The 22,105-nt window shown below is 67.7% G+C and carries 21 protein-coding genes; 8 read left to right on the top strand and 13 right to left on the bottom strand.

Translation table 11 applies throughout. From position 1 onward, the window contains the following. Window positions 1-12: 12 nt before the first annotated feature. Window positions 13-1,236: a vanadium-dependent haloperoxidase gene (locus ABD231_RS06305; RefSeq protein WP_344146419.1), complete on the top strand. Its 1,224-nt coding sequence runs from the start codon at window positions 13-15 to the stop codon at window positions 1,234-1,236. On the opposite strand, the gene ABD231_RS06310 is transcribed toward ABD231_RS06305, so the two are convergent. The 4 genes from ABD231_RS06310 to ABD231_RS06325 all read right to left on the bottom strand — a co-directional run bounded on the left by ABD231_RS06310 (window position 1,237) and on the right by ABD231_RS06325 (window position 4,935). Next, the gene (locus ABD231_RS06310) at window positions 1,237-3,255 is read right to left on the bottom strand and encodes a GxGYxYP domain-containing protein (RefSeq protein ID WP_344146423.1); all 2,019 of its coding nucleotides are present in this window, start codon (window positions 3,253-3,255) and stop codon (window positions 1,237-1,239) included. Window positions 3,256-3,386: 131 nt separating this feature from the next. Next, the gene (locus ABD231_RS06315) at window positions 3,387-3,740 is read right to left on the bottom strand and encodes a GntR family transcriptional regulator (protein ID WP_344146426.1); all 354 of its coding nucleotides are present in this window, start codon (window positions 3,738-3,740) and stop codon (window positions 3,387-3,389) included. Window positions 3,741-4,042: 302 nt separating this feature from the next. Next, entirely contained in the window at window positions 4,043-4,471 is a 429-nt protein-coding gene (locus ABD231_RS06320; protein ID WP_344146429.1) for a VOC family protein, read from the bottom strand. Further along, window positions 4,468-4,935: a helix-turn-helix transcriptional regulator gene (locus tag ABD231_RS06325; RefSeq protein ID WP_344146432.1), complete on the bottom strand. Its 468-nt coding sequence runs from the start codon at window positions 4,933-4,935 to the stop codon at window positions 4,468-4,470. The genes ABD231_RS06320 and ABD231_RS06325 overlap by 4 nt, the downstream gene beginning before the upstream one ends. Window positions 4,936-5,006: 71 nt before the next feature. Here ABD231_RS06325 and ABD231_RS06330 point away from each other — a divergent pair, with 71 nt between their 5' ends. Genes ABD231_RS06330 through ABD231_RS06340 form a run of 3 tightly spaced genes read left to right on the top strand, consistent with a single transcriptional unit; the run spans window position 5,007 to window position 7,145 of the window. Then, window positions 5,007-5,678 (top strand): class I SAM-dependent methyltransferase, encoded by a 672-nt coding sequence (locus ABD231_RS06330; protein WP_344146435.1) that lies wholly within the window; start codon window positions 5,007-5,009, stop codon window positions 5,676-5,678. A 40-nt stretch (window positions 5,679-5,718) separates the two neighbouring features. After that, window positions 5,719-6,315, top strand: a complete 597-nt coding sequence (locus tag ABD231_RS06335; protein WP_344146437.1) for an RNA polymerase sigma factor — start codon at window positions 5,719-5,721, stop codon at window positions 6,313-6,315. Continuing rightward, on the top strand, window positions 6,312-7,145 hold the full coding sequence (locus ABD231_RS06340) for a hypothetical protein (protein ID WP_344146439.1): 834 nt from the start codon (window positions 6,312-6,314) through the stop codon (window positions 7,143-7,145). The genes ABD231_RS06335 and ABD231_RS06340 overlap by 4 nt, the downstream gene beginning before the upstream one ends. 58 nt (window positions 7,146-7,203) lie before the next feature. On the opposite strand, the gene ABD231_RS06345 is transcribed toward ABD231_RS06340, so the two are convergent. The 5 genes from ABD231_RS06345 to ABD231_RS06365 all read right to left on the bottom strand — a co-directional run bounded on the left by ABD231_RS06345 (window position 7,204) and on the right by ABD231_RS06365 (window position 13,145). Beyond that, on the bottom strand, window positions 7,204-8,157 hold the full coding sequence (locus ABD231_RS06345) for a glycoside hydrolase family 19 protein (protein WP_344146441.1): 954 nt from the start codon (window positions 8,155-8,157) through the stop codon (window positions 7,204-7,206). A gap of 134 nt (window positions 8,158-8,291) precedes the next feature. Next, window positions 8,292-9,239 carry a glycoside hydrolase family 19 protein gene (locus tag ABD231_RS06350; RefSeq protein WP_344146442.1) on the bottom strand — a complete coding sequence of 316 codons (948 nt, stop codon included), beginning with the start codon at window positions 9,237-9,239 and terminating at the stop codon, window positions 8,292-8,294. Between the two features lie 101 nt (window positions 9,240-9,340). Beyond that, window positions 9,341-11,119, bottom strand: coding sequence for an aspartate--tRNA ligase (gene aspS, locus ABD231_RS06355; protein ID WP_344146444.1), 1,779 nt, complete (start codon window positions 11,117-11,119; stop codon window positions 9,341-9,343). After that, window positions 11,116-12,459 (bottom strand): histidine--tRNA ligase, encoded by a 1,344-nt coding sequence (gene hisS / locus ABD231_RS06360; RefSeq protein WP_344146447.1) that lies wholly within the window; start codon window positions 12,457-12,459, stop codon window positions 11,116-11,118. The genes aspS and hisS overlap by 4 nt, the downstream gene beginning before the upstream one ends. Further along, a complete protein-coding gene (locus ABD231_RS06365; RefSeq protein ID WP_344146450.1) occupies window positions 12,456-13,145 on the bottom strand; it encodes an MBL fold metallo-hydrolase in 690 nt (229 codons plus the stop codon). Before ABD231_RS06365 ends, hisS begins: the two co-directional genes overlap by 4 nt. Before the next feature lie 236 nt (window positions 13,146-13,381). On the opposite strand from ABD231_RS06365, the gene ABD231_RS06370 reads away from it, so the two are divergent. Further along, window positions 13,382-14,608: a DUF349 domain-containing protein gene (locus ABD231_RS06370; RefSeq protein ID WP_344146453.1), complete on the top strand. Its 1,227-nt coding sequence runs from the start codon at window positions 13,382-13,384 to the stop codon at window positions 14,606-14,608. On the opposite strand, the gene pepN is transcribed toward ABD231_RS06370, so the two are convergent. After that, a complete protein-coding gene (pepN, locus tag ABD231_RS06375; protein ID WP_344146456.1) occupies window positions 14,601-16,988 on the bottom strand; it encodes an aminopeptidase N in 2,388 nt (795 codons plus the stop codon). The genes ABD231_RS06370 and pepN overlap by 8 nt on opposite strands. Window positions 16,989-17,046: 58 nt before the next feature. Between pepN and ABD231_RS06380 the strand changes: the two genes are divergently transcribed. Next, entirely contained in the window at window positions 17,047-17,898 is an 852-nt protein-coding gene (locus ABD231_RS06380; RefSeq protein ID WP_344146459.1) for a hypothetical protein, read from the top strand. Here the strand turns inward: ABD231_RS06380 and ABD231_RS06385 are convergent. Then, entirely contained in the window at window positions 17,845-18,360 is a 516-nt protein-coding gene (locus tag ABD231_RS06385; RefSeq protein WP_344146462.1) for a GNAT family N-acetyltransferase, read from the bottom strand. The two genes, ABD231_RS06380 and ABD231_RS06385, sit on opposite strands and share 54 nt — an antisense overlap. 85 nt (window positions 18,361-18,445) lie before the next feature. On the opposite strand from ABD231_RS06385, the gene ABD231_RS06390 reads away from it, so the two are divergent. Together ABD231_RS06390 and ABD231_RS06395 are read left to right on the top strand one after the other, a co-directional pair. Continuing rightward, a complete protein-coding gene (locus ABD231_RS06390; RefSeq protein WP_344146465.1) occupies window positions 18,446-20,383 on the top strand; it encodes a hypothetical protein in 1,938 nt (645 codons plus the stop codon). Beyond that, window positions 20,380-21,144, top strand: coding sequence for a dienelactone hydrolase family protein (locus ABD231_RS06395; protein ID WP_344146468.1), 765 nt, complete (start codon window positions 20,380-20,382; stop codon window positions 21,142-21,144). The genes ABD231_RS06390 and ABD231_RS06395 overlap by 4 nt, the downstream gene beginning before the upstream one ends. Here the strand turns inward: ABD231_RS06395 and ABD231_RS06400 are convergent. Both ABD231_RS06400 and ABD231_RS06405 read right to left on the bottom strand, forming a co-directional pair. Then, window positions 21,129-21,533 carry a CBS domain-containing protein gene (locus ABD231_RS06400; RefSeq protein WP_344146471.1) on the bottom strand — a complete coding sequence of 135 codons (405 nt, stop codon included), beginning with the start codon at window positions 21,531-21,533 and terminating at the stop codon, window positions 21,129-21,131. The two genes, ABD231_RS06395 and ABD231_RS06400, sit on opposite strands and share 16 nt — an antisense overlap. 1 nt (window position 21,534) lies before the next feature. Further along, window positions 21,535-22,098 carry a TetR/AcrR family transcriptional regulator gene (locus ABD231_RS06405; protein ID WP_344146474.1) on the bottom strand — a complete coding sequence of 188 codons (564 nt, stop codon included), beginning with the start codon at window positions 22,096-22,098 and terminating at the stop codon, window positions 21,535-21,537. Window positions 22,099-22,105 lie beyond the last annotated feature (7 nt).

Below are 22,105 nucleotides of genomic sequence, written 5' to 3' on the forward strand. Positions count from 1 at the left end.
AAGATACGGGATGTGACTACACTCCGTAAGGTTCTTGTCCTGGCGGCCGTTCCCGCCGTGACTCTCTCAACGGTGCTCGCCGGACCGGCGGCGGGCACAGTGCAGCAGCAACCGGTCGACGTCGCCCTGGAGTGGTACGACGTCACGGCCGACACGATCGCCGCGGCCGGTGCGCCGACGCAGGTGACCAACAACCGCACCTGGGCGATCGGCTGGCTCGCCGCCAGTCGCGCGCTGGTGCGGCCGGCCGCACCGTCGTACCGCGAAGCTGCACTGGCCGGCGCAGTCCACGAAACCCTGGTGACGCTGGTGCCTGCGCGCAAGGCCGAGCTGGACCAGGCACTGGCCACCACACTGGCCCGGGTGCCGGATGGCGCCGACGAGACCAATGGTGTTGCGGCCGGACGCCAGCAGGCTAAGGCTGTGCTGGCCTCCCGCGTCGACGACGGTCTGGACCCGGCGTCGGTCAACGCACCGTTCACACCGCCGTCTACCGACGCCGGTGTCTGGCGGCCGACACCGTCGAAGTACGCCCCGGGGACGCAGTACGGGAACCGGTTGGCCAAGCCGTTCCTGCTGAAGTCCGCCAGCCAGTTCCGTCCCGGACCGCCGCCGGCACTCGGCAGTCCGCGGTACAACCGGGACCTGGCTGAGGTGCGCGCTGACGGAGCTCTCAACAGCACGACGCGTACGCAGGCTCAGACCGACACAGCGCAGTTCTGGTACGGATCGTCGTACGTGCTCTACACCGCACCGCTGCGGGTCGCAGTGGCAGAGGCGGCGAGCCGACCGCTGGCACAGCGCGCCAAGCTGGTCGCGCTGTTCCATGTCGCCTCGGTGGACACGCAGATCGCCACCTCTGACACCAAGTACAGCTACCAGCGCTGGCGCCCGGTCACCGCGTTGCGTGCGACAGTCGACGCAGACTGGACGCCCCTGCACGAGACGCCGGCGCACCCGGACTATCCGAGCGGTCACGCTACCTACTCCGGTTCGGCCGAGCAGGTGCTGACCACACTGGTCGGCGCACAGACGGCCAAGCCGTACACGATCGGCAGTCCGACTGCACCAGGCGTGACTCGCACCTACTCGGGCTGGCATCAGCTCACTGTGGAGAACGTCGACGCGCGCGTCTGGTCCGGTATCCACACGCGGACCGCTGACACTGTCGGCGCGACTCTGGGCCGACAGGTCGCGGCCAACGCTCTCCACAACGCCCACAAGCTGTTCCGCTAGTTAGGGCAGCACGCGGTTCATCAGGTCGAAGAACGCGTTGGCCAGCACCAGTTCGTACCTGTCATCGAGCAGGCCGGCCAGCTCGGCAATGTCGGACGGCGTCCAGTTCCAGGCGTTGATACCGCCGGAGATGAACAAGGGCTTGGCGCCGTCCCACTTGGCCACCTGGGCATCCAACGCAGCCTTGTATTCCCCTGCCTTGCCCGGTGCACCCCACTGGCCGGCAATCGGCAGACCGCCCTGGCGAACCGCGAGCAGGTCGCCGTCCCAGGTCTGCATGATGCCCTTCAGCGGTGTGTACTTCGCGAACCCGGCGGCGATCTCCTCCGAGAGCACGACCCACTTGTCGTTCTCACGGTGGCTGTACGAGTACACCTGATCCATGCCGGTACGGCGTAGTTGCGAGCCGGTCAGCTTGAGGAACTGGGTGAACTCGCTCGGCACCCATGAACCGGGGTAGGTATAGCCCGCACCGGACGGTCCACAGACGAGCAGGTCGTTGGCCGTCGCAGTCCGCTGGAAGTGACTGAACAACCCCGGCCCGGTCTCCAGCAGCATCGGACTGATCGTCCAGTTCGCCGGAGCCTCGCCACGCTTCGGGTCGTCCCACAGATCGCGCATGTGGCGCTGGCAGTACTGGATGTTGTCGCCTTCGCCGAAGGTCAAGGTCAGATAGACCTTGCTCTTCGGCTTGGTGATCCGCCGCACCGGACGAACCTTCTCCGAGATCGGTGCGGTGAACCCGGCATGCACAGTCCCGTTCATGTAGAAGTCCGCCGCGATCACCGGCGTACCGCCCTTGGACGCGAGGTCGACACCGTCCCACTCACCGGCGACGTCGTTCGCGAACCAGCCCATGTACGGCGCGAGTGTCGGCCACTTGGCGAAGTGTTCGATCAGCAGCTCGCCCGTCGCACCACTCGGCGGTAGCCAGCTCACCAGGGCCTTGGTGGCCACCACGTAGTCGCGGAAGTACGCGAACGGTTCGATCCGCGTGGGCGCGGTGTCGGTGATCGACACCAGGTACTGGTTCCACATCGTCACGGTCACCACGAGGGACGTCGTACCGGCTGGTGGGTCGAAGGCGTAGATGTAGTAGCCGCCACCGTCGCTGAAGCGGTTGGCCTCGCCGCCGATGCTGGAGTTCGCGCCGTCGAAGAGGTACTGCTCCTCCTCCGGAGTGTTCGGCTTGAAGTGCGCGATCTCGACGCCGTTCGCCTTCACCCACACCTCGGAGACCGACGGCCCCCAGCCGTCATCACCGAACGAGTCCTGGAACCGGACATACACCTTGCCCTTGCCGAGCTTGGCCGACACGTCGAGGTCGTAGTTGCCGCGGTTGGACGAGTCCCGGATCTGGCGCGTCTCGCGAGCGATCTCCTGCCACTGCACGTTCTCCACCGCGACCACCCGGGTCGGCGGCAGCCCGGCGAGCAGCTTGTGCGTGACCCGCGGGAACAGGTTGTCGAGCTGCCACCGGTACGTCTTCACGCGGTCGTCATCGAACTTGCCGCGCAGGTCCTGCACGATCTTCAGCCCGTGCGCCTTGGCCTGATCGGCGTTGGCGACAACGGAGTCCTCGAGGCCTGCCAGCGTGGTCGCCACGTTGAGCGAGTCCGGTACGGCGGGGTCGTAGACGATCGCACCGCGCACCCGGTGCCGGTACTTCGCCACCAGGTCGAGCGGGTTCTGGTACGCCGTCGTCGGCAGACGCATGTCGGTCAGCCACTTGGTGTCCGGCGTGCTCTGGGTGCCGGTGTCGTAGAGGAAGTACAACTCGGGCCTGGCGCGGTTGACGATGCCTTGCAACGTTGTCAGCAAGGTCTGGTCCTGACCGCTGAGTTTGCTCGCATCGCCGTAGTGCAGGTGCTGAGGGCGGTTGAAGGCCGGCAGCAGCCGGGCGGGGCTGCCGGACGTCGATGAAGCAGCCTGTGCAGCCGTGGTGAGCCCCGGGACCAGCCCGATACCCCCTGCCGTCACCGCACCGCTGCCCGCCAGGAACGTTCGTCTCGAGACCATCGTGACCACTCCCCTGTCGCTGACATCGATGTCAAATCTGGCCGGACAGTAGCAACCCCGTGAGAGCGTGTACAGACCTCGTTACAACGTTGGCCGGATGTGGTTGGAATCGTTTCCGGGAGATCGGATCTCTACCAGGCCCGACGCAGAATCTCAGTAGCCTCAGCCAAACTGATCCCCGCCTCCTTCGCGGCGCGAACCAGCGCGGTCGCCGCAGCCGCCGTCCCCGCATCATTCGTATGGCTCCGCGACGCCAGCACGAAAGTCCCGTTCCGCCCCCGAGTCTCGATCATCCGATCAGCCTCGAGCTCCTTATAAGCCCGAGCCACCGTATTAACCGCCAGCCCCAACTCCCCCGCCAACTGCCGAACCGTCGGCAACCGAGTCCCCTGAGCCAACTCCCCACTCCGAATCAGCCCGTCAATCTGTTCCTTGACCTGCTCATAAGGCGGCTGCGCCCCCGCCGGATCCACCAAAATGATCATCCGAGCAAACTACCGCCCCGCCCGCCGCCGCCGGCGTTGGCGGCCGCTCGCGTCCGACCACGGACCTACAGGCCATCACAAATGCACCTGCGGCTGACTGCCCCGCGTAGGTGTGCCCGCGATCAACAGTTGTGATGGCGTTGCGGTCCGGACCTGCACCACCCACTAACCGCTTCGGTGGCGCGATTGTCGCGAGTAGCTGAGCGCGGCAGGCCCGCAGGAGGCGGACGGCGATGAGCCGGGGGTGGGCGGGAGCGCGCGTAGCTGGCGTGGCGGAGGAGCGACTGCGTTGCACGCGGGGGCTAGGCGAAGTCGGTGGCGGTGTACGGGCGTTGTTCTACCAGGACCAGCCAGTTGCCGGAGCAGTCTCGGAGGACGGCTTCTACGCCGTAGGGGCGGTCGGAGGGTTCTTGGATGTGGTCTACGCCTTTGGCTTTGAGGTCGGCGAAGGTTTTGTGGCAGTTGTCGGTGGCCAGGCCTACGCCGTGCATCATGCCTTTGGCCAAGATGCGGCGGATGGCGTCGGCGGACTCGGGGTCCATGGGTGGGCCGGGGAGCATCAGGGCCAGTTCGAGTTCGGGGTGGTCGGGTTGGTGGACGGTGACCCAGCGGAAGTCTTCGCTGAGGGTGATGTCGTTCTTGAGGGTGAAGCCGAGGGTGTCGGTGTAGAAGGCTTTGGCTTCGTCGATGTCGTGGACGTAGACGGTGACCAGGTGCACGTTGGTGATCACGGTGTCTCCTCGTGATTGGTGGTGTCCAGACGACGGTAGGTCGCGGACGGCCCGGGTTGCTTCTCCGGAATTGCGGAATTGAGGCCGAGCATGAAGACGTAGCAGCCGGGGATCCGCGCGCCGGACTGCGTGCGCTGGTACGTCGTCGGTGGTACGCCGACAAGTTCGCGGAAGCGACGGGAAAACGTGCCGAGGCTTGTGTACCCGACCAACGAGCAGACCTCGGTCACCGTCAGATTCGTGGCACGCAACAGGTCGGCGGCACGCTCGATCCGGCGTCGCGTGACGTACTGCATCGGCGTTTCGCCGTACTCGGCGGCGAAACAGCGCAGGAAGTGGTACTTCGAGACCCCGGCAGCCGACGCGAGTGCGGCCAGATCCAGCGGCTCGGCATAGTTGCGGTCGGCAACATCCCGGGCGCGGCGCAGGTGCGCGAGCAGCTCGATCGGTACGCCGGAACCCATCTGCTGAGCGTAGTACTTTCGGCGTCGACCGAAAGAGTGGACGGTTTGCCCGGGGTTGAAAGACTTGAAGTATGAGAGTCGGACAAGGCGGTAGCGGGCCGGGCGCGCACACTCCCGACGGCAGTGCGATCGAGATGTACGAGCAAGCGGAGGCCAACGGCGAGGACGAATTCATCGACAAAGCCATCGACCCCAAGAGCAGCATCCTCGAGCTCGGCTGCGGGACCGGACGCATCACCCGACCACTGCTGGCCCGCGGGCACCAAGTGGTCGCGGTGGACGAGTCGGCCGAGATGATCGCCCGAATCCCCGAGACCGAGACGATCCAGTCGACCATCGGCGAACTGCGGCTCGACCGGCAGTTCGACGTCGTACTGATGATGTCCTACCTGATCAACGTCGCCGACGACGCCGAACGGCTGCGGTTGCTCGAGACGTGCGCCCACCACGTTCGCCCGGGCGGATCGGTGCTGATCCAGCAGCAACTGCCGACACAGCTCGCCGAACCCGTCGTGCTGGAGCGTGAGCACAGCCGGATGGAGATCTCCGACGTCGAGCATCTGCCCGGCAACAAGGTTGCCGCGACGATCACGCACACCCGCAACGGCCGGACCTGGTCGCAGCAGTTGCTGACCCAGAACCTCACCGAGGAGCACCTGACCGGTCAGCTGACCGAGGCGGGGCTACAGCTGGCGGAGTACCTCACGCCCGACACCAGCTGGGTGCGCGCCCGCCCGATCTAACCAGTGGCAACCACACTCCCGGGTGTGGACCCTGATGGGTATGACGACGATTTCGCGGCCGGTCGATCGCCCTCCGCCGGATACTGGCGACGACGACCTGTGGGACGCCCTGCGCCGCCAGGAACCGGAGGCGCTGGGCGAACTGTTCAGCCGGTACGCCGCCGCTGTCCACGCCTACGCGGTCCGGCACACCGGCTCCTATGCGTACGCCGATGACGCCGTACAGGCGACGTTTGTGACCGCCTGGAAGCAGTTCAGCCGCTCGGATGTCGGACCGCTGCAGCACGGTACGGCGAAACCCTGGCTGCTGGCGATCGCCCGCAACGAGCTCCGGAACAGCGTCCGCTCCCGACGGCGGCTGGCCCAGTTCCTGCTCCGCCAACCGGCGCCACTGCACCACCCCGACCACTCCGAGGCAGTCGCCGCACGCGTCGACTCCGAGAAACACATCCAGGCCGTTCGGGCAGCCCTGTCTGCCCTTCCGGCCCACGAGCGCGAGACCGTCGAGCTCGTCTATTGGGCAGAGCTGACGCTCGCCGAAGCCGCGGCGGTCCTGGGGGTCGCCGAAGGCACCGTGAAGGCCCGGCTCTTCCGGGCCCGCCGCCGCCTGCCCGCCCTGCTGGAGGAGCACCGATGAACCTCACCATCCCCCCGCCGGTCGAGCAACTCGACCCCGGGTACGCCACCGACCTCAAGTACGACCTGGTCCGCAAAGCCCGCAAACGCCACCGGACGCCGTCCTGGACCCCGATCCTCGCCGCCGCCTGCGGAATCGCGATCATCACCACCGGCGTCGTCTACCTGAGCCACACCGGCGACAGTACGGCGGATCCGGCCGGCTCCCCCGGCATCGTCCAGGTGCCGGCCGGCGAGTCGATGCAGATTCCGCTCAACTCCATCCCCGCGCCCACCAAGACCGAGATCCGGGCCGCCGCCCGCCAGTGCATGACACCGAAGCTCAACGCCATCGGCCACCCGAATCACCTCGAGAAACCGGACGCCGCCGACACCGCGAACTTCCGCACCGCGACCTGGCTCAGCCTCCCGGACGCGACCGGTCGCCGGGACTCCAAACGGCTGCTGCAGACCTTCACCACCCGGGATTCGAACATGTGGTACCAGTGCCTGGACGGCGAGTTGCTGCGCGAAGGAAACGTTGTGGACAACACGCTCTCGCCGCAGAACCTGCTTCCCGGCACCTGGAGCTGGTCGACCACGAAGGCCGGCAGCAAGCCGGTGGCCCACGCGTCGTACTCGTTCCGTGCTCACCCGAGCGTGGTTCTGGTGGAGCTGCGGATCCGCGGCGCCAAGGGCGCATCCGGATGGTTCACGGTGATGGTCGAGGACACCTCAGGGTACGTCGAGGGCGCGCTGGAGGACGCGGTCGCCGAGCACGGCGCGGTCGAGGTCGATGTCCGGGCGTTCGACAAGTCCGGCAAGCAGATCTGGTTCAAGACCTTCGGGTGAGGGACAACGAACCGGCCGGGCCCTCGGGGGGTCCGGCCGGGTCGCGGGGTGGTTCGGGTCAGCCGCGGTTGCTGGTGCCTTCGTTGACTGCGGCTTCGAACTGGGTGCGGGTCATCGTGGAGGTGTCACCCAGGGTCTTGGCGGTGCGGCTGCAGTTGACGGCGGGGGCCGGCTGGCCGCTCAGGTAGGCGATGGCGGTGCGGAAGGTGTCGCAGCGGCGCTGGTCCTCGGCGCCGGCCGGGTAGCCGATGGCGGCGTTGACTCGGCCCATCTTGAGTTGGTCGGCGTACGGGTTGATGTTGCGCGCGACCGTCCAGTACCAGCGGGCGATCTGCGCGCTGTAGCGGATGTCGCGGGCGAGTTCAGGGTTGTTGATCAGGTCGATGCCGAGCCACTGGCCGGCCGGGCGGTAGTTGAAGTCACCGGTCAGCTGGATGTAGCCGCGGCCGCCGTACGGGCGGGTGTCGCCGATCTCGCGGATGTTGTACTCCAGCCGCGACTCATGCACGAGCGTGGCCAGGAAGGCGGCCTTGCGGTAGACGGTGTTGATCTGCGCGTCCCGCATCGCCTGGTTCAGCGAGGGCAGGCCCTCCTGGACGATCGTCGGGTTCGCGATCCGGCTGCCGAACATGGCCTGTACGTCGGCCAGCGTGATGTCGCCGGTCGGCGGTTCCGGGTCGCCGCCACATTCGATGACACCGGGGAGCTTGTCCTCGGGGATCGAGATGTACACGACCGTCACGTACCCGCCGAGTGCGGGGACATGTGCCCACCATTCGCTGGTGCCTTCGGAGGTGGTGACGCGGTCACCCTTCTTCTGGCAGTCGACATCGATCGAGGTCGGGCCGGGCAGCGTCGTGACGACGGCGGCGGACAGGTAGGCGTCGGCGCGGACGTTGACGCCGCTGCCGTAGGTGGAGAAGACGGCTGCGTGCGCCGGGGTCGCGGTGACCAGGCCGGCCGCCACGATGCCGAGACCGGCGAGCAGAGTAGTGAGACGGCGAAGAACCATGTGGAGCTCCTGGGGCGGAGTGAAAGGGCGGAATCTGGTGAATTGTTTCCTGCTAACCACACGTCACGGTTACTTTCCACCAGATCCCGCCGGTTCTCAACCCCTTCGATCCTGATGCACAGTGACCCTGCTGATCAGCCGACCGTGCCGGGAGCTCCGGGGACCTTGGCCAGCGCGTCGAACTGGGCGCGGGTGAGCCTCGTGGTGTCACCGGACATCTTCGCCGTCCGGCTGCAGTTCACCGCAGGTGCCGGCTGGCCGCTCAGGTAGGCGATGGCGGTGCGGAAGGTGTCGCAGCGGCGCTGGTCCTCGGCGCCGGCCGGGTAGCCGATGGCGGCGTTGACACGGCCCATCTTGAGTTGGTCGGCGTACGGGTTGATGTTGCGCGCCACAGTCCAGTACCAGCGGGCGATCTGCGCGCTGTAGCGGATGTCCCGAGCGAGTTCGGGGTTGTTGATCAGGTCGATGCCCAGCCACTGGCCGGCCGGGCGATAGTTGAAGTCACCCGTCAACTGGATGTACCCACGACCGCCGTACAGCCGGGTGTCGCCGATCTCGCGAATGTTGTACTCCAGCCGCGACTCGTGCACCAACGTCGTCAGGAACGCGGCCTTGCGATACACCGTGTTGATGTTCGCGTCCCGCATCGCCTGGTTCAGCGACGGCAGCCCGGTCTGGACGAGCGACGGGTTCGCGATCCGGCTGCCGAACATGGCCTGTACGTCGGCCAGTGTCACGTCACCGGTTTGCGGCGGATCCTGCGGGCAATCCGGTACGCCGGGAAGCTTCGTGCCCGGGGTGTCGATGTACGCGACCGTGGCGTAGCCGCCATGAGCCGGCAGATGCGCCCACCAGGTCGTCGTACGGGATCCGACCGTGACCGAGTCACCGGACTTCTGGCAGTCGACCTCGACCGATGTCGGGCCGGCCAGCACCTTGACCACGGCCGCGGACAGATAGGCGTCGGACCGGATGTTCAGGTTGGTCGCGGTGGTCTGGAAGGGGGCGGCGTACGCCGGGACAGTGATGGCGAAACTGCCGGCGGTGATAGCGATAACAGACGCGAGAACGCGTTTGAGCATGGCAACTCCTGGGCGGTAGGAGGGGCGGGGTGCGGCGGCCGGAGCCGCCACACCGTCACCCTCGCACCAGGAGTCGCCTGTTGCTCAAGTACGCAACAGCGTCAGGCCTTCGTCTCCGCGGAGGGCTTGAAGTCGACGCCGGCTTCCTTGCGCTGCGCCGGGGTGATCGGCGCCGGGGCCGCGGTCAGCGGGTCGAACCCACCGCCGGACTTCGGGAACGCGATCACGTCGCGGATCGACTCCGTGCCGGCCAGCAGCGCGGTGATCCGGTCCCAGCCGAACGCGATCCCGCCGTGCGGCGGCGCGCCGAACTTGAACGCGTCGAGCAGGAAGCCGAACTTCTCGGTCGCCTCCTCGTCGGTCAGGCCCATCACCTTGAAGACGCGCTTCTGGATGTCCTCGCGGTGGATACGGATCGACCCGCCACCGATCTCGTTGCCATTGCAGACGATGTCGTAGGCGTAGGCGAGCGCGTTGCCCGGGTCGGTGTCGAACGTCTCCAGCGAGTCCGGCTTCGGCGAGGTGAAAGCGTGGTGCACGGCCGTCCACGCACCCGAGCCAACCGCGACGTCACCGGCAGCGGTCGCGTCGTCGGCCGGCTCGAACAGCGGCGCGTCGACAACCCACAGGAACGACCAGGCCGACTCGTCGATCAGGCCACCGCGGCGGCCGATCTCCAGCCGGGCCGCACCCAGCAGCGCACGCGACGTCTTGACCGGACCGGCGGCGAAGAAGATGCAGTCGCCCGGCTTCGCACCGACGTGGTCGGCGAGACCGGTGCGCTCTTCCGCGGACAGGTTCTTCGCGACCGGACCACCGAGCTCGCCGTCCTGACCGACCAGCACGTACGCGAGACCGCGCGCACCACGCTGCTTCGCCCATTCCTGCCACGCGTCCAGCTGCTTCCGCGGCTGGTCCGCACCGCCAGGCATCACGACAGCGCCGACGTACGGCGCCTGGAAGACGCGGAACGGGGTGTCCTTGAAGTACTCGGTGCACTCGACGAGCTCGAGGCCCATCCGCAGGTCGGGCTTGTCGGAACCGAACCGCGCCATCGCCTCGGCGTACGTCATCCGCGGGATCGGGGTCTGGACGTCGTACCCGATCAGCTTCCAGAGCGCGGCCAGCACCTCTTCGGCAAGGGCGATCACGTCGTCCTGGTCGACGAAGCTCATCTCGATGTCGAGCTGGGTGAACTCCGGCTGCCGGTCGGCGCGGAAGTCCTCGTCGCGGTAGCAACGCGCGATCTGGTAGTACCGCTCCATCCCGGCCACCATCAGCAGCTGCTTGAACAGCTGCGGCGACTGCGGCAACGCGTACCACGAGCCAGGCTGCAGCCGGGCCGGGACCAGGAAGTCACGAGCGCCTTCCGGCGTCGACTTGGTCAGCGTCGGCGTCTCGATCTCGACGAAGTCATGCTGAGCCAGTACGTCGCGCGCCGCCTTGTTCACCTGGCTGCGCAGCCGAAGTGCCGCACCCGGGCCCTGGCGACGCAGGTCGAGGTAGCGGTACTTGAGCCGGACCTCTTCGTTGACCGGCGTCGCGTGGTGCTCCTCGACCGGGAACGGCAACGGGTCGGCCGAGTTCAGCACTTCGACCTCGGCCGCGATGACCTCGATCTCGCCGGTCGGCAGGTTCGGGTTGGTGTTGCCCTCGGGACGGGGGCTCACCTCGCCGACGATCTTCAGGCAGAACTCGGAGCGCAGCGGCCCCGCGACCTCCTCGTCGCGGATGACGACCTGGACCGTGCCGCTGGAGTCGCGCAGGTCGATGAACGCCACGCCGCCGTGATCACGCCGCCGCGCCACCCAGCCGGCCAGCGTGACGGTCTGCCCGGCGTGCTCGGCACGCAACGAGCCTGCGGAATGGGTACGGATCACGAGTTCTCCTGAATGGTCTCGATACTTGGTCGTACGTCGTCCGCCGGCGGCGCCCAGGTGGCCGGGTCGACCGCCACCTGCTCACCGCTGCGAATGTCCTTGATCTCGGGACCGTTCTCGGTGCTGAACAGCACGAACGGGATCCCCCGCCGGTCCGCGAACTTGATCTGCTTCCCGAACTTCGCCGCCGCCGGCGCCACTTCGACCGGAATCCCCCGGCCCCGCAGCACCGCCGCCGTACGCATCGCCTCGGCGCGCTCGTCCTCGGTGGTCAAGGCGATCAGGACCGCGGTCGGCGTACTGCGGGAGCCCTTGACCAGGCCCTGGCTGATCAACCGGGTGATCAGCCGGGACACGCCGATCGAGATCCCGACACCCGGGTACGTCGTCTTGCCGTCGCTGGCGAGCGAGTCGTAGCGACCGCCGGAGCAGATCGACCCGTACGACTCGTGGCCGATCAGCTGGGTCTCGTAGACGGTGCCGGTGTAGTAGTCCAGGCCGCGCGCGATCTTCAGGTCGGCGACCAGCAGACCGGGGGCGTGCTCGTTGGCGGCGGTCATGATCGCCGCCAGCCGCTCCAGGCCCTCGTCGAGGATCTCGTGCTGGACACCGAGCGCCCGCACCTGCTCGACGAACGACGCGTCGGCGCTGGAGATCTCCGCCAGCCGGAGCACCTGCTTGGCCGTCTCGGCGGACAGCGCCGGGCCGCCGTCGGCGGTGAGCAGCTGCGTGACCTTGTCCGCGCCGATCTTGTCCAGCTTGTCGACGATCCGCAGCACCGACGCCACGTCCTCGATCCCGAGGCCGCGGTAGAAGCCCTCCGGGATCTGCCGGTTGTTCACCTGGATCCGGAACGGCGGGATCGGCAGCTTGCTGAACGCGTCGGCGATGACGAGCGGCAACTCGACCTCGTAGTGAAACGGCAGCGTGCCGTCGCCGACGATGTCGATATCGGCCTGGGTGAACTCGCGGTACCGGCCCTCCTGCGGCCGCTCACCCCGCCACACCTTCTGGATCTGGTAGCGGCGGAACGGGAACGCCAGCTTGCCGGAGTTCTCCAGTACGTACCGCGCGAACGGCACGGTCAGATCGAAGTGCAGGCCGAGGTCCGACTTCTCGTCCGCGGCCGCGCCCAGCCGCCGTACGCCGTAGATCTCCTTGTCGGCGTCCTCGCCCTGGTTGGACAGCCGCTCGACGGGCTCCACCGCGCGGGTCTCGATCGACGCGAAGCCGTGCAGCTCGAACGTCTCCCGGATGGTGTCGAGGAACTCCAGCTCGACGATCCGGTCGGACGGAAGGAATTCGGGGAACCCGCTGAGAGGGGTCACCTTTCCACTCATGATTTCGGTATCTCCAGGTCCTGCAAGTAGGGGTTGGTCGCCTTTTCCCGGCCGATCGTGGTCTGGCCACCATGACCTGGCAGGACGACGATCTCGTCGCTCATCGGCAGGATCTTGGTGGCCAACGTATGCAGCATCGCCGGATGGTCGCCGCCAGGCAGATCCGTCCGGCCGATCGACCCGGCGAACAACACGTCACCGGAGAACAGCACCGCCGGCACGTCTTCCGGACCCAGGTACGGCGTGGTGAAGGTGACCGAGCCCTTGGTGTGGCCCGGGGTGTGGTCGACGGTGAAGTTCAGCCCGGCCAGCTCGAGACCTAGACCGTCCTTGAGCTCGGCGACGTCGTCCGGCTCGGCGAACTCGTGCTTGCCGCCGAGCAGCATCGCCGCCGTCTCCCGGCTGATACCGGCCATCGGGTCGGCCAGCAGGTGCCGGTCGTCGGGGTGGATCCAGGCCGTCGCGTCGTACGTGCCGCAGACCGGCAGTACGGAGAACATGTGGTCGATGTGACCGTGTGTGAGCAGCACGGCGACCGGCTTCAGTTTGTTCTCCCGGACCACCTGCTCGACCCCGGCGGTGGCGTCCTGCCCCGGGTCGATGACGATGCATTCCGCGCCCTGGCCGGTGGCGACGACGTAGCAGTTCGTACCCCACGATCCCGCGGGGAACCCGGCGATGAGCACGACAGACCTTCCTCAAATCACAGCTGGACCACCCAAGGCTACCGGTGCCCGGATACCGACTTCGAACCGGATTGTTAGGCAACAGCATTGCGTGACGGCCGAAGGTTTGTGATTGTTCAGGGATAAGCGCCGGGATCAGGTCCCGACGCGCCCGGACGGGCCCTGTCCACGCGGTTGAACCAGGGGCCGACCAGAATGGGCACGAGCGCAGTACATACCGCCGGAAGGGGCGAGTTGTGGCCGGAGAGAGCTGGGGCCGGGTAGCCGAGGACGGGACCGTCTTCGTGAAGACGAAAGACGGGGAACGGGCGGTCGGCCAGTGGCCGGACGCGAAGCCGGAGGAGGCACTCGCCTTCTACACCCGCCGGTACGACGCCTTGGCGTTCGAGGTGGAGCTGCTGGAGCAGCGCGTCCAGGCGGGCACCGTGTCCCCGGACGACGCCCGGGCGGCGGTGAAGAAGGTCAACAGCTCGCTCGAGGACGCCCAGGCGGTCGGCGACCTGGACGGGCTGAAGGCCCGGCTCGAGGCGCTCACCCCGTTGCTCGCCGTCCAGCGCGAGAAGCGCAAGGCCGAACGCGCCGCGAAGGTCGAGGAGGCACGCTCGGCCAAGACCAAGATCGCCACCGAGGCCGAGACGATCGCCGCCGGCACCGACTGGCGGCACGGCGTCACCCGCCTGCGCGAGCTGCTCGACGAATGGAAGGCCCTGCCCCGGCTCGACAAGGCCAGCGACGACGAGCTCTGGCACCGCTTCTCGTCGGCACGGACGACGTACACGCGGCACCGCAAGCAGCACTTCGCCGAGCTGTCTTCCAAGCGCGAGGAGGCCGCGACCGTCAAGGAGCGCCTCGCCGCCGAGGCCGAGACCCTGTCGGCGAACACCGACTGGGGCCCGACCTCCGGCCGCTTCCGCGAGCTGATGCGTCAGTGGAAGGCAGCAGGCCCCGCGCCGCGCGAGGTCGACGACAAGCTCTGGGCCCGCTTCCGGGCCGCCCAGGACACGTTCTTCGGCGCCCGCGACGCGATCCAGGCCGAGGAGAACGCCGAGCAGATCCAGAACCAGCAGGCCAAAGAGGCCCTGCTGGTCGAGATCGAGGCGATCCTCCCGGTCGAGGACGCCAAGACTGCCCGCGACCAGCTCCGCGACCTGCTCGACCGCTGGGACGCGATCGGCAAGGTCCCGCGCGACTCCATGCGCGCCATCGATGCCCGCCTGCGGGCTGTCGAGCAGGCCGTGAAGTCCGCCGAGGACGAGGTCTGGAACAAGAGCAACCCGGAGGCCCGCGCCCGCGCCGAAGCCACCGTCAAGCAGCTGCAGTCCCTGATCGCCGACCTCGAGAAGCAGGCCGCCAAGCACGAGGCCCAGGGCAACACCCGCAAGGCCAACGAGGCCCGCGAAGCCATCGAGGCCCGCCGCGAATGGCTCACCCAGGCCCAGAACGCCCTGACCGAATTCAGCTGACCCCGCGGGACCGCAGCATCCGGCGCAACCGGTCGCTGCGGTCCAGCAGGTTCGTCCGGACCACCGGGCCGGATTGCGCCGCCAGCGCTTCCGCCCGGTCGACGTAGGCACGACCGACGCCGTACAGCGGGAAGAGTGCCCTGGTGTAGGCCGTCGCGGCCACCCCACCGCCCTCGTGGAAGGTCGGGACGAGCTCCAGGTACCGCTCGGCGTACGGCTTGAGTAGATCGTCCTGACCCGCACTCCAGAACGGCGTCGCGACCTGATACGCGGAAGCGAGCGGTACGGCGCGTTCGGTCACGATGCGGTGCCAGGCCGCGGCCTTCTCCGCGGCGTCGGGAGTCGCCGCCTGGACCTGAAGCCGGCTGACCCATGCCTCGGGGTCCGGATCCTTGGCCAGCAACGCATCCGCCTCGGTAGCGACCGGTACGCCGAGCTGCGCCTTGCGGACGAGCGCGCGCCATTGCAGATCGACGTCCTCGCCGGCTTCGCTCTGCAACCACTCGACCTGCTCGGCATCGACCGCCGTACGGGCGAAGCTGCGGAGCGCCGGCTTGCGGAACTCGGGGCCCAGCGCACGACAGGTAGCGGCGATTCGCTTCGCCAAGGCCGGCTGCTCATCGGGTGTGCTCCACAGGGTCGCGGCCTCGACAGCGAGGTTGAGGAACGGCTCGACCACCGATGCGGACGTCTCGACCGCGAGTACCGCGGTCAGGCAGTCCACGACCTCGGTCGCCGAAGCCTCGCCGTTCAGCAGCATGTCCCAGGCCGTGCTGACCGCGACGCCGCGCGAGAGCGCGCTCGGGAGGCGAGCCGCGTCGGCGTAGAAGGTGTCCCGCGCGGACGGGTCCGGTCGCGTCGAGGCGAAGGTCAGTTCGTCGTCGTTCACCAGGTAGAAGTCGGCGGCGGGCAGGTCAAGCTGGGTACGTTCACCGTCAGCCTCGACCTCGACGAGCTGGATCCGCTCGAGCATCGCGCCTTGTCGTGAGTAAGCGCCGATGCCGAGCACATGCGGGCGCGGCAGGCCGGTCGCCACCAGCACGTCACCTTCGAGCGTGAGGCGATCGGTGCCCGCAGTGTCCAGCCAGCCTTCCCGCCAGCGATCCAGGTCCCGGCCACTCGCCGCCGCCAGCGCATCCATCAGGTCCTGCAGCGTGCTGTTTCCCCAGGCATGCTTGGCGAAGTAGTTCGTGAGCCCCTTGGCGAAGGCGGACTCCCCGACGTACGTCATCAGCTGCTGCAGCGCCGCCGCGCCCTTGGGGTAGGTGATCGCGTCGAACGTCGCCTCCGCCGCCGCCACGTCCGGCACCGCCTGCCGGATCGGATGAGTGGTCGGCCCCTGGTCGACGTAGTACGCCTTCAGCCGTTCAGTGACCAGGTGCGTCGTCCAGGCATCCTGGTACGACGTCGCCCGGACCGCCGCCCAGTTGCTGGCGAACTCCGCGAACGCCTCGTTCAGCCAGAGGTCGTCCCACCAGCGCATCGTCACCACGTTGCCGAACCACATGTGCGCGAGCTCGTGCAGGAGGTAGCGGCTGAACTGATCCCATTCCGCGCGGGTCGGCGTACTGCGGCGCAGGAACCAGTCCATCCAGGTGACACAGCCGAAGTTCTCCATCGCACCGGGGAACTCGGGCGTGAAGACCTGGTCGTACTTGTGCTGCGGGAACGGCATCCCGAACTGCTCGGCGAAGAACTCGAGCCCCTGCGTGGTCAGCGTGAACAGCTCGTCCGCGTCGCGCTCGAGAATGTCTTTCAGCGAATGCCGCGCGAACAGACCAAGGTCGTGCCCGGCGCCGTCACGGCGGATCTCGTAGTACGGCCCAGCGTTGATCACGGTGTTGTACGCCGACAGCGGCGGCGTCGCGGGGAACGTCCAGCGCTCGCCGTCCTGCTCACTCTTGCTGTTGCTCAGCACCATCCAGCCGGCCGGTGCGGTCACCGTGAACGCCCAAGGAGCCTTGAGGTCCGGCTGGTCGAAGCAGGCCCAGGCATAACGAGCGTAGTCCGGCTCGAAGTCCGTATAGGCATACACCGAGCCGTCGGCCGGATCCACCGCCCGGCTGAATCCCTGAGCCGCGTCCGTACTCGCCCGCGCCACCACCGTCAGCACGTTGTCAGCCAGCAACCCCGGAAGCTCGATCCGCCCATCCACCGCCGCCCCCAACGGCACTCCGTTCAGTACGGCGCTCTCCACCTCAGCCACACAGTCCACGAAGCTCACCGCACCCGGCTCCCGACACGTGAACCTCACCGTCGACTCCGTGCGCACGCTGGTCCCATCCGGCAACTCGGTCAGATCCACAGCCACGTCGTACCGCTCAACAGTCAGCAACCCCGACCGCGCAGCAGCCTCGCCCTGCGTCAAACTCCGCACCATCGCTCCCCCTGTGGATAACTCAAAGCACGCCGACGCCATCTTGGGTCATGCTGCTGGGATGCTGCCAGCCGATTCTCCCTACTTCTTCTGTGGCCTGCCCTTCCGCGCACACCAGGTAGGCCGCAAACTGCGCTGGCTCCTGGGGCGCGGCGACATCCGTCAGCTCATTCACGGTGTGTACGTCGATCCCCGGGTGCCAGACTCCCCTGATCTGCGCGCGGAAGCGCTGAGCCTCGTCGTACCTGCGGGTGCGGTGATCATCGGCGACGCTGCTGCCTGGTTGCACGGCATCGGCACCACCGCACTCGGGCCGGAACCCACGATCCGGCCACGGTGGACCTACGACGACCGCCCCAGCATCGAAGTGCGCGGGCTGCGGGTCACCTCGCCCGCCGCAACCGCCATCGAGTTGGCGCAGCGGCTGCCGCGGCCGTTTGCGTTGTCGGCGCTCGATGCGCTCCTGCACACCCAGGTGGTCACGCACGACGAGCTGCAGGCCGCGGCACCTGCCTACTTCGCCGCCGACAGCTCCTCACAGGCGGCGCTGCTGTTGCGGCTGGCGGATGGGCGGGCGGCTTCGCCGGGTGAGTCGTGGTTGCGGCTTCGGCTGTTCGACGCGGGGTTTCCGCGGCCTGAGCTGCAGGTTCCGGTCGACCGGTACCGGCTCGACCTCGGCTACCCCGACCACCCGGTCGACGGCCGGCGGCTCGGGTTGGAGTACGACAGCGACGCCTGGCACTCGTCGAATCGCCAGGAGATTCGCGACGCGACCCGCCGTACCGATCTCGCACGCATCGGCTGGCACATCATCCCCGTCCGCCGAACAGACCTCTGGGGCGCCTACCCCGCGCTCGAGCTAACCGTCGGCGCCTTCCTTTGCCAGAACCCCAAACTCCCCCGCCGCTGGTAGCTCGATCCAATACCGCCGCACTGGCCCCCGGACCTCCTCCAGCACGCCACCGTTGCGCTCGATGGTCCGTGCTGAAGCCTCGTTGTCGTCAACACAGACAAGCAGCACCCGCGCCATCCCACGAGCCCGCGCCTCGTTCAGAATCTCCCCGAGCGCCCAAGTCGCCAGCCCGCGCCCGCGCGCCGACGGCCGGATGCCATACCCGATATGCCCGGTCCGCTCATTCAGCTCATGCCGCAAGGCGATCCCGCCCAGCACTCGCCCGTCCTCGACGATCCACCGGCAGGTCCCACTGGATGCCTGCAACCGCGCGACCCACGCGACGAACCCGTCAGGCGAGTCGACGTCGTCCGTCGCCGCCACCCCGAATCCGTCCTCGTGAAGCCCCGGGCCCCATTCCTCATGGGCTTCCCACCAAGCGTCGTACAGGTCGACACTCGGTTCCACCAACGCCAGCGCCACCCTGGGATGCTACCCCCCATGCCCGTTTTCTCTTGTCTGCAAGGCGGATTTGCCTCGTTACCGTTCTGTGACTATATTAGAACACATGTTCGAGGAGGAGCTGTCCACGCTTTCGACGGCCGACTTGCTGGAGTCGGCCGCCGAGGAGCGCGCGGCCGAGTACCGGTCGGCCGCGCGGTCCCTCGTTCATGCTGTCGCGTACGCCGATCGTTTCCACCCCGACGCATCGCCGGATCGCCCGGGGCGTCGTGCGAGTGACGGGCGCGAGCGTGCAGTCGTGCTGGGTGGTGAGGGCTGTCCGCCGGTCATGGAGTTCTGCATCGCTGAGTACGGCGCGGTGCTGGGGGTGTCTCCGGGAGTGGCACGGGACTATCTCGCGAACGCGCTGGCCTTGCGACACCGGTTCCCGTTCGTCTGGGCCCGGGTGCTGGCCGAGGACATCACGGCGTGGAAGGCACGCAACCTCGCCCGCGACTGCGAGAAGCTGTCCCTGGAAGCCGCGCTGTACGTCGACCAGCGCGTCGCCCACCTGCTGGACACCATCTCGCCGACCCGGCTGGCCAAGATCATCAAGGCCGCCAAGATGCACGCCGACCCCGCCCAGGCGAAAGCCGAAGCCGACGAGAAGACCCGCGAGCGCGGCGTCTGGGTCGGCCAGTCCGACGAGCACGGCACCAAGACCTGCGTGATCAAGGCCGCCTCAGCGGCGGTCCGGCGGCACAAGGCAAAGATCGACGAGATCGCCGACGCCCTGCTCGCCCAAGGCGACAAGCGCAGCATCCAAGCCCGCCGCGCAGAAGCAGTAGGCATCATGCCCGACACCGCCTACACCAACGAACTCATCGCCCAAGCCCAACAACACCAACACAACACCCCCACCCCGAACCCCACACCCGCACCTGACTCCCGTCCCGCGCCGGACCCCACTCCCGCGTCGGACCCCGCCCCTGCATCTGCTGTCGGCCCCGCGCCCGCATCCAATCCAGCGTTTGCTGCCGGGCCATCACCCACACGCGCGTCTGCACCCACACCCGCGTCTGCACCCACCACGGCGTCTGCGTCCACGCCCGCTCCCACGTCTACACCCGCCCGCGCATCTGCGATCGACCCCACTCCCGCGCCTGACTCCGAGCCCGCGTCTGCCGCCATCTCTGACCCGGCAGGGTCGCCCCGCAATGTTGCTGCGGGCAACGGGATGCCGGCTGACCGGGCAAGCGGTGTGAGCCCGGATCCCGGTCGCCACGTCACCTCCGGCCCGGACAACGAGACCGGCCCCGACAACGAGCCCGGCCCCGATGACGAAGCCGATCGTGAAGCGCCCCATCCAGGCGAGAGCGATCTCCCTGATCCTCTCGATCACTGTGACGACCGGACAGCCGAGCCGTTCGACAGAGCCAGCGGCGGCGTGTCCGACGCGGGCGAGTCAATGACCCCAGACGAGCTGCATGCTCTCGCAGCCCGGCTGGCCCAGATCAAGCGCGACGCCCACGCCCGCCCGCCAGGTGACCGGCCCACCCCGGCACGCCCAGGCAAGACCGAGATCTACGTACACCTCACCGACCACACCCTCACCACCGGCACCGGAGTCCTGCGCGCAGAAGACATCGGGCCACTACTGGCCACCCAGCTCACCGAACTCGTCGGCCACGGCCCCTACCTCGTCAAACCAGTCATCGACCTCAACAAAGCAATCAGCTCCGACGCCTACGAAACCACCAACCAGATCCGCGAACACGTCAAACTCACCCACCCCACCGAACTGTTCCCCTACGGCACCCGCGAAACCACCAACAACATCGACCTCGACCACATCCAGCCCTACAACCCCCTCGGCCCACCAGGCCAAACCAACACCCAGAACCTCATACCGCTGAGCCGCTACGGACACCGGGTAAAGACCCACGCCCCCGGATGGAAGGTACGCCGAATCGACCCCAAGACGATCGAATGGACAACACCCCACGGCTTCGTACTCCACGTCAACCCCACCGGCACCCACCGCGTTCCCAAGGAGGACAGATGAACGTGCTGCAGTGGATCGGCGAACCGATCACCGACGGCGGTGTCACCGAGCGACGGTTCAACCTCGTACGGGAAGGCTACGTCGTCCCGGGCATCTTGTGGCTGCCAGCAGGCCTTTCCTATCCGCACCCACTCGTGCTCCTGGGGCACGGCGGCAGCGGGCACAAGCGCGGCGCGCGGCAACTGGATCTGGGCCGGTGGTTCGCCGGCGAATGGTCCATGGCGGTTGCTTCCATCGACGGCCCGTTCCACGGCGACCGCCGGCCCGAGGACCAGCAACGCCGAGACCGACACAGACACGCGACGATGGCGGGAGTCGACGCGGTCACCGACGGCATGGTGGACGACTGGAGCGCGACCGTGGACACACTCAGCACGCTGGATGTGATCGACGGCAGCCGGGTCGCCTATCTTGGGCTGTCGATGGGGACTCGTCTAGGACTGCCCTACGCAGCGAATGCAGGTCAGCGGCTGCGTTGTGCAGTGCTCGGCAAGTACGGACTACGACAGTCGCCCCTGACCTCCGCCCCGATCGACGCGGCGGCGCGAGTCGCCCGGGACGCTCCGCTGATCGACGTACCAGTCCTGTTCCACGTGCAGTGGGACGACGAACTCTTCCCTCGTGCCGGGCAACTCGAGTTGTTCGATCGCCTGGGGTCCTCGGACAAGCAACTGATCGCCTTTCCCGGGACCCACCGGACCACGACCCCAGTAGCGACCAGATCCTGGTGCGAGTTCGTCATCGATCACCTGACCGAGTGATCGCTTTCACGCGCTCGGGCGGCGACGCCTGCGTCGGTGCAGAAGCCGGTGTGATCGCGCTTGAGGCAGAGCAGTCCCAGCAGCCGGCCACTGGAGTCCACGACCGCCAGGCGTCGTTGCCCCAACCCGGCAAGGCGTTCCTGGGCTGTGGTGATGGATTCGTGCGGCGCGATAGTGCGGTCGGTGAGAGTCGCCAGCGACAAGGCAGGGGTGCCGGCAGCAGCGGTGGCGACGTCGGCGCGGAGAAGGGTGCCGTGCAGGATGCCGTCGGCAACCAAGAGGAGCAGGTGAACGTGAGTGTCCTCGAAGGCTGCGTGCACGGCTTCGACGGTGGTGTCGAGCGGCAGGGTCTTCGGGATGGTGATCATGCACTCGGCAACGGTTGGCATGTCAGTCCAGGATCGCCAGTAGTTCGACGAGAACCTCGTCGAGTGGGTCGGCGCTGCGCCTGGCCTGGCACAGGATGACCGCGCCTTCGATCGCCGCGACGCTCAGCGTGGCCAGCCGTTGGGCGCGCGCCGGTTCATAACCGTGCTGTTCGAGCAACCGGACACTCGCGTCGTGCCACCGAGCAAAGACCTCCGCCACGGTGACACCGGCCCCCGGTACGTCGTCATGCCCGTCCACCGTGAGTGCGACGACCGGACAGCCCGCCGTGAAGTCCGAGTCCACCAGCGCCTGTTTCCAGAACTGTGCGAACAGCTCCAGCCCGCCCCGGATGTCACCACTGTCCGCGACCGCGTCGAACACCGACCCAATGAAGTCGCCGGCCTGCCGGACTGCGGTCGTCACCAGTTCCGCCCGCCCACCTGGGAAGTGGTGGTACACCGACCCGCGCGGAGCCCCGCTGTGCGCCAGGACGGCGTCGATGCTCGTCCCACGCGCCCCGCGCTCACGCAGCAGCGTGACCGTGCTCATCAGCATCCGCTGCCTGGTCTCACCCGGTTTACTCACTCCACCG

Source organism: Kribbella yunnanensis, from assembly GCF_039529655.1.
Lineage (GTDB): Bacteria > Actinomycetota > Actinomycetes > Propionibacteriales > Kribbellaceae > Kribbella > Kribbella yunnanensis.

Excerpts from the sequence above, each read along its gene's own strand:
- ABD231_RS06310 (WP_344146423.1), bottom strand. The coding sequence starts at position 3,255 with ATGGTCTCGAGACGAACGTTCCTGGCGGGCAGCGGTGCGGTGACGGCA.
- ABD231_RS06315 (WP_344146426.1), bottom strand. The coding sequence starts at position 3,740 with ATGATCATTTTGGTGGATCCGGCGGGGGCGCAGCCGCCTTATGAGCAG.
- ABD231_RS06325 (WP_344146432.1), bottom strand. The coding sequence starts at position 4,935 with ATGGGTTCCGGCGTACCGATCGAGCTGCTCGCGCACCTGCGCCGCGCC.
- ABD231_RS06330 (WP_344146435.1), top strand. The coding sequence starts at position 5,007 with ATGAGAGTCGGACAAGGCGGTAGCGGGCCGGGCGCGCACACTCCCGAC.
- ABD231_RS06335 (WP_344146437.1), top strand. The coding sequence starts at position 5,719 with ATGACGACGATTTCGCGGCCGGTCGATCGCCCTCCGCCGGATACTGGC.
- ABD231_RS06340 (WP_344146439.1), top strand. The coding sequence starts at position 6,312 with ATGAACCTCACCATCCCCCCGCCGGTCGAGCAACTCGACCCCGGGTAC.
- ABD231_RS06345 (WP_344146441.1), bottom strand. The coding sequence starts at position 8,157 with ATGGTTCTTCGCCGTCTCACTACTCTGCTCGCCGGTCTCGGCATCGTG.
- ABD231_RS06350 (WP_344146442.1), bottom strand. The coding sequence starts at position 9,239 with ATGCTCAAACGCGTTCTCGCGTCTGTTATCGCTATCACCGCCGGCAGT.
- hisS (WP_344146447.1), bottom strand. The coding sequence starts at position 12,459 with ATGAGTGGAAAGGTGACCCCTCTCAGCGGGTTCCCCGAATTCCTTCCG.
- pepN (WP_344146456.1), bottom strand. The coding sequence starts at position 16,988 with ATGGTGCGGAGTTTGACGCAGGGCGAGGCTGCTGCGCGGTCGGGGTTG.
- ABD231_RS06380 (WP_344146459.1), top strand. The coding sequence starts at position 17,047 with ATGCTGCCAGCCGATTCTCCCTACTTCTTCTGTGGCCTGCCCTTCCGC.
- ABD231_RS06390 (WP_344146465.1), top strand. The coding sequence starts at position 18,446 with ATGTTCGAGGAGGAGCTGTCCACGCTTTCGACGGCCGACTTGCTGGAG.
- ABD231_RS06395 (WP_344146468.1), top strand. The coding sequence starts at position 20,380 with ATGAACGTGCTGCAGTGGATCGGCGAACCGATCACCGACGGCGGTGTC.
- ABD231_RS06400 (WP_344146471.1), bottom strand. The coding sequence starts at position 21,533 with ATGCCAACCGTTGCCGAGTGCATGATCACCATCCCGAAGACCCTGCCG.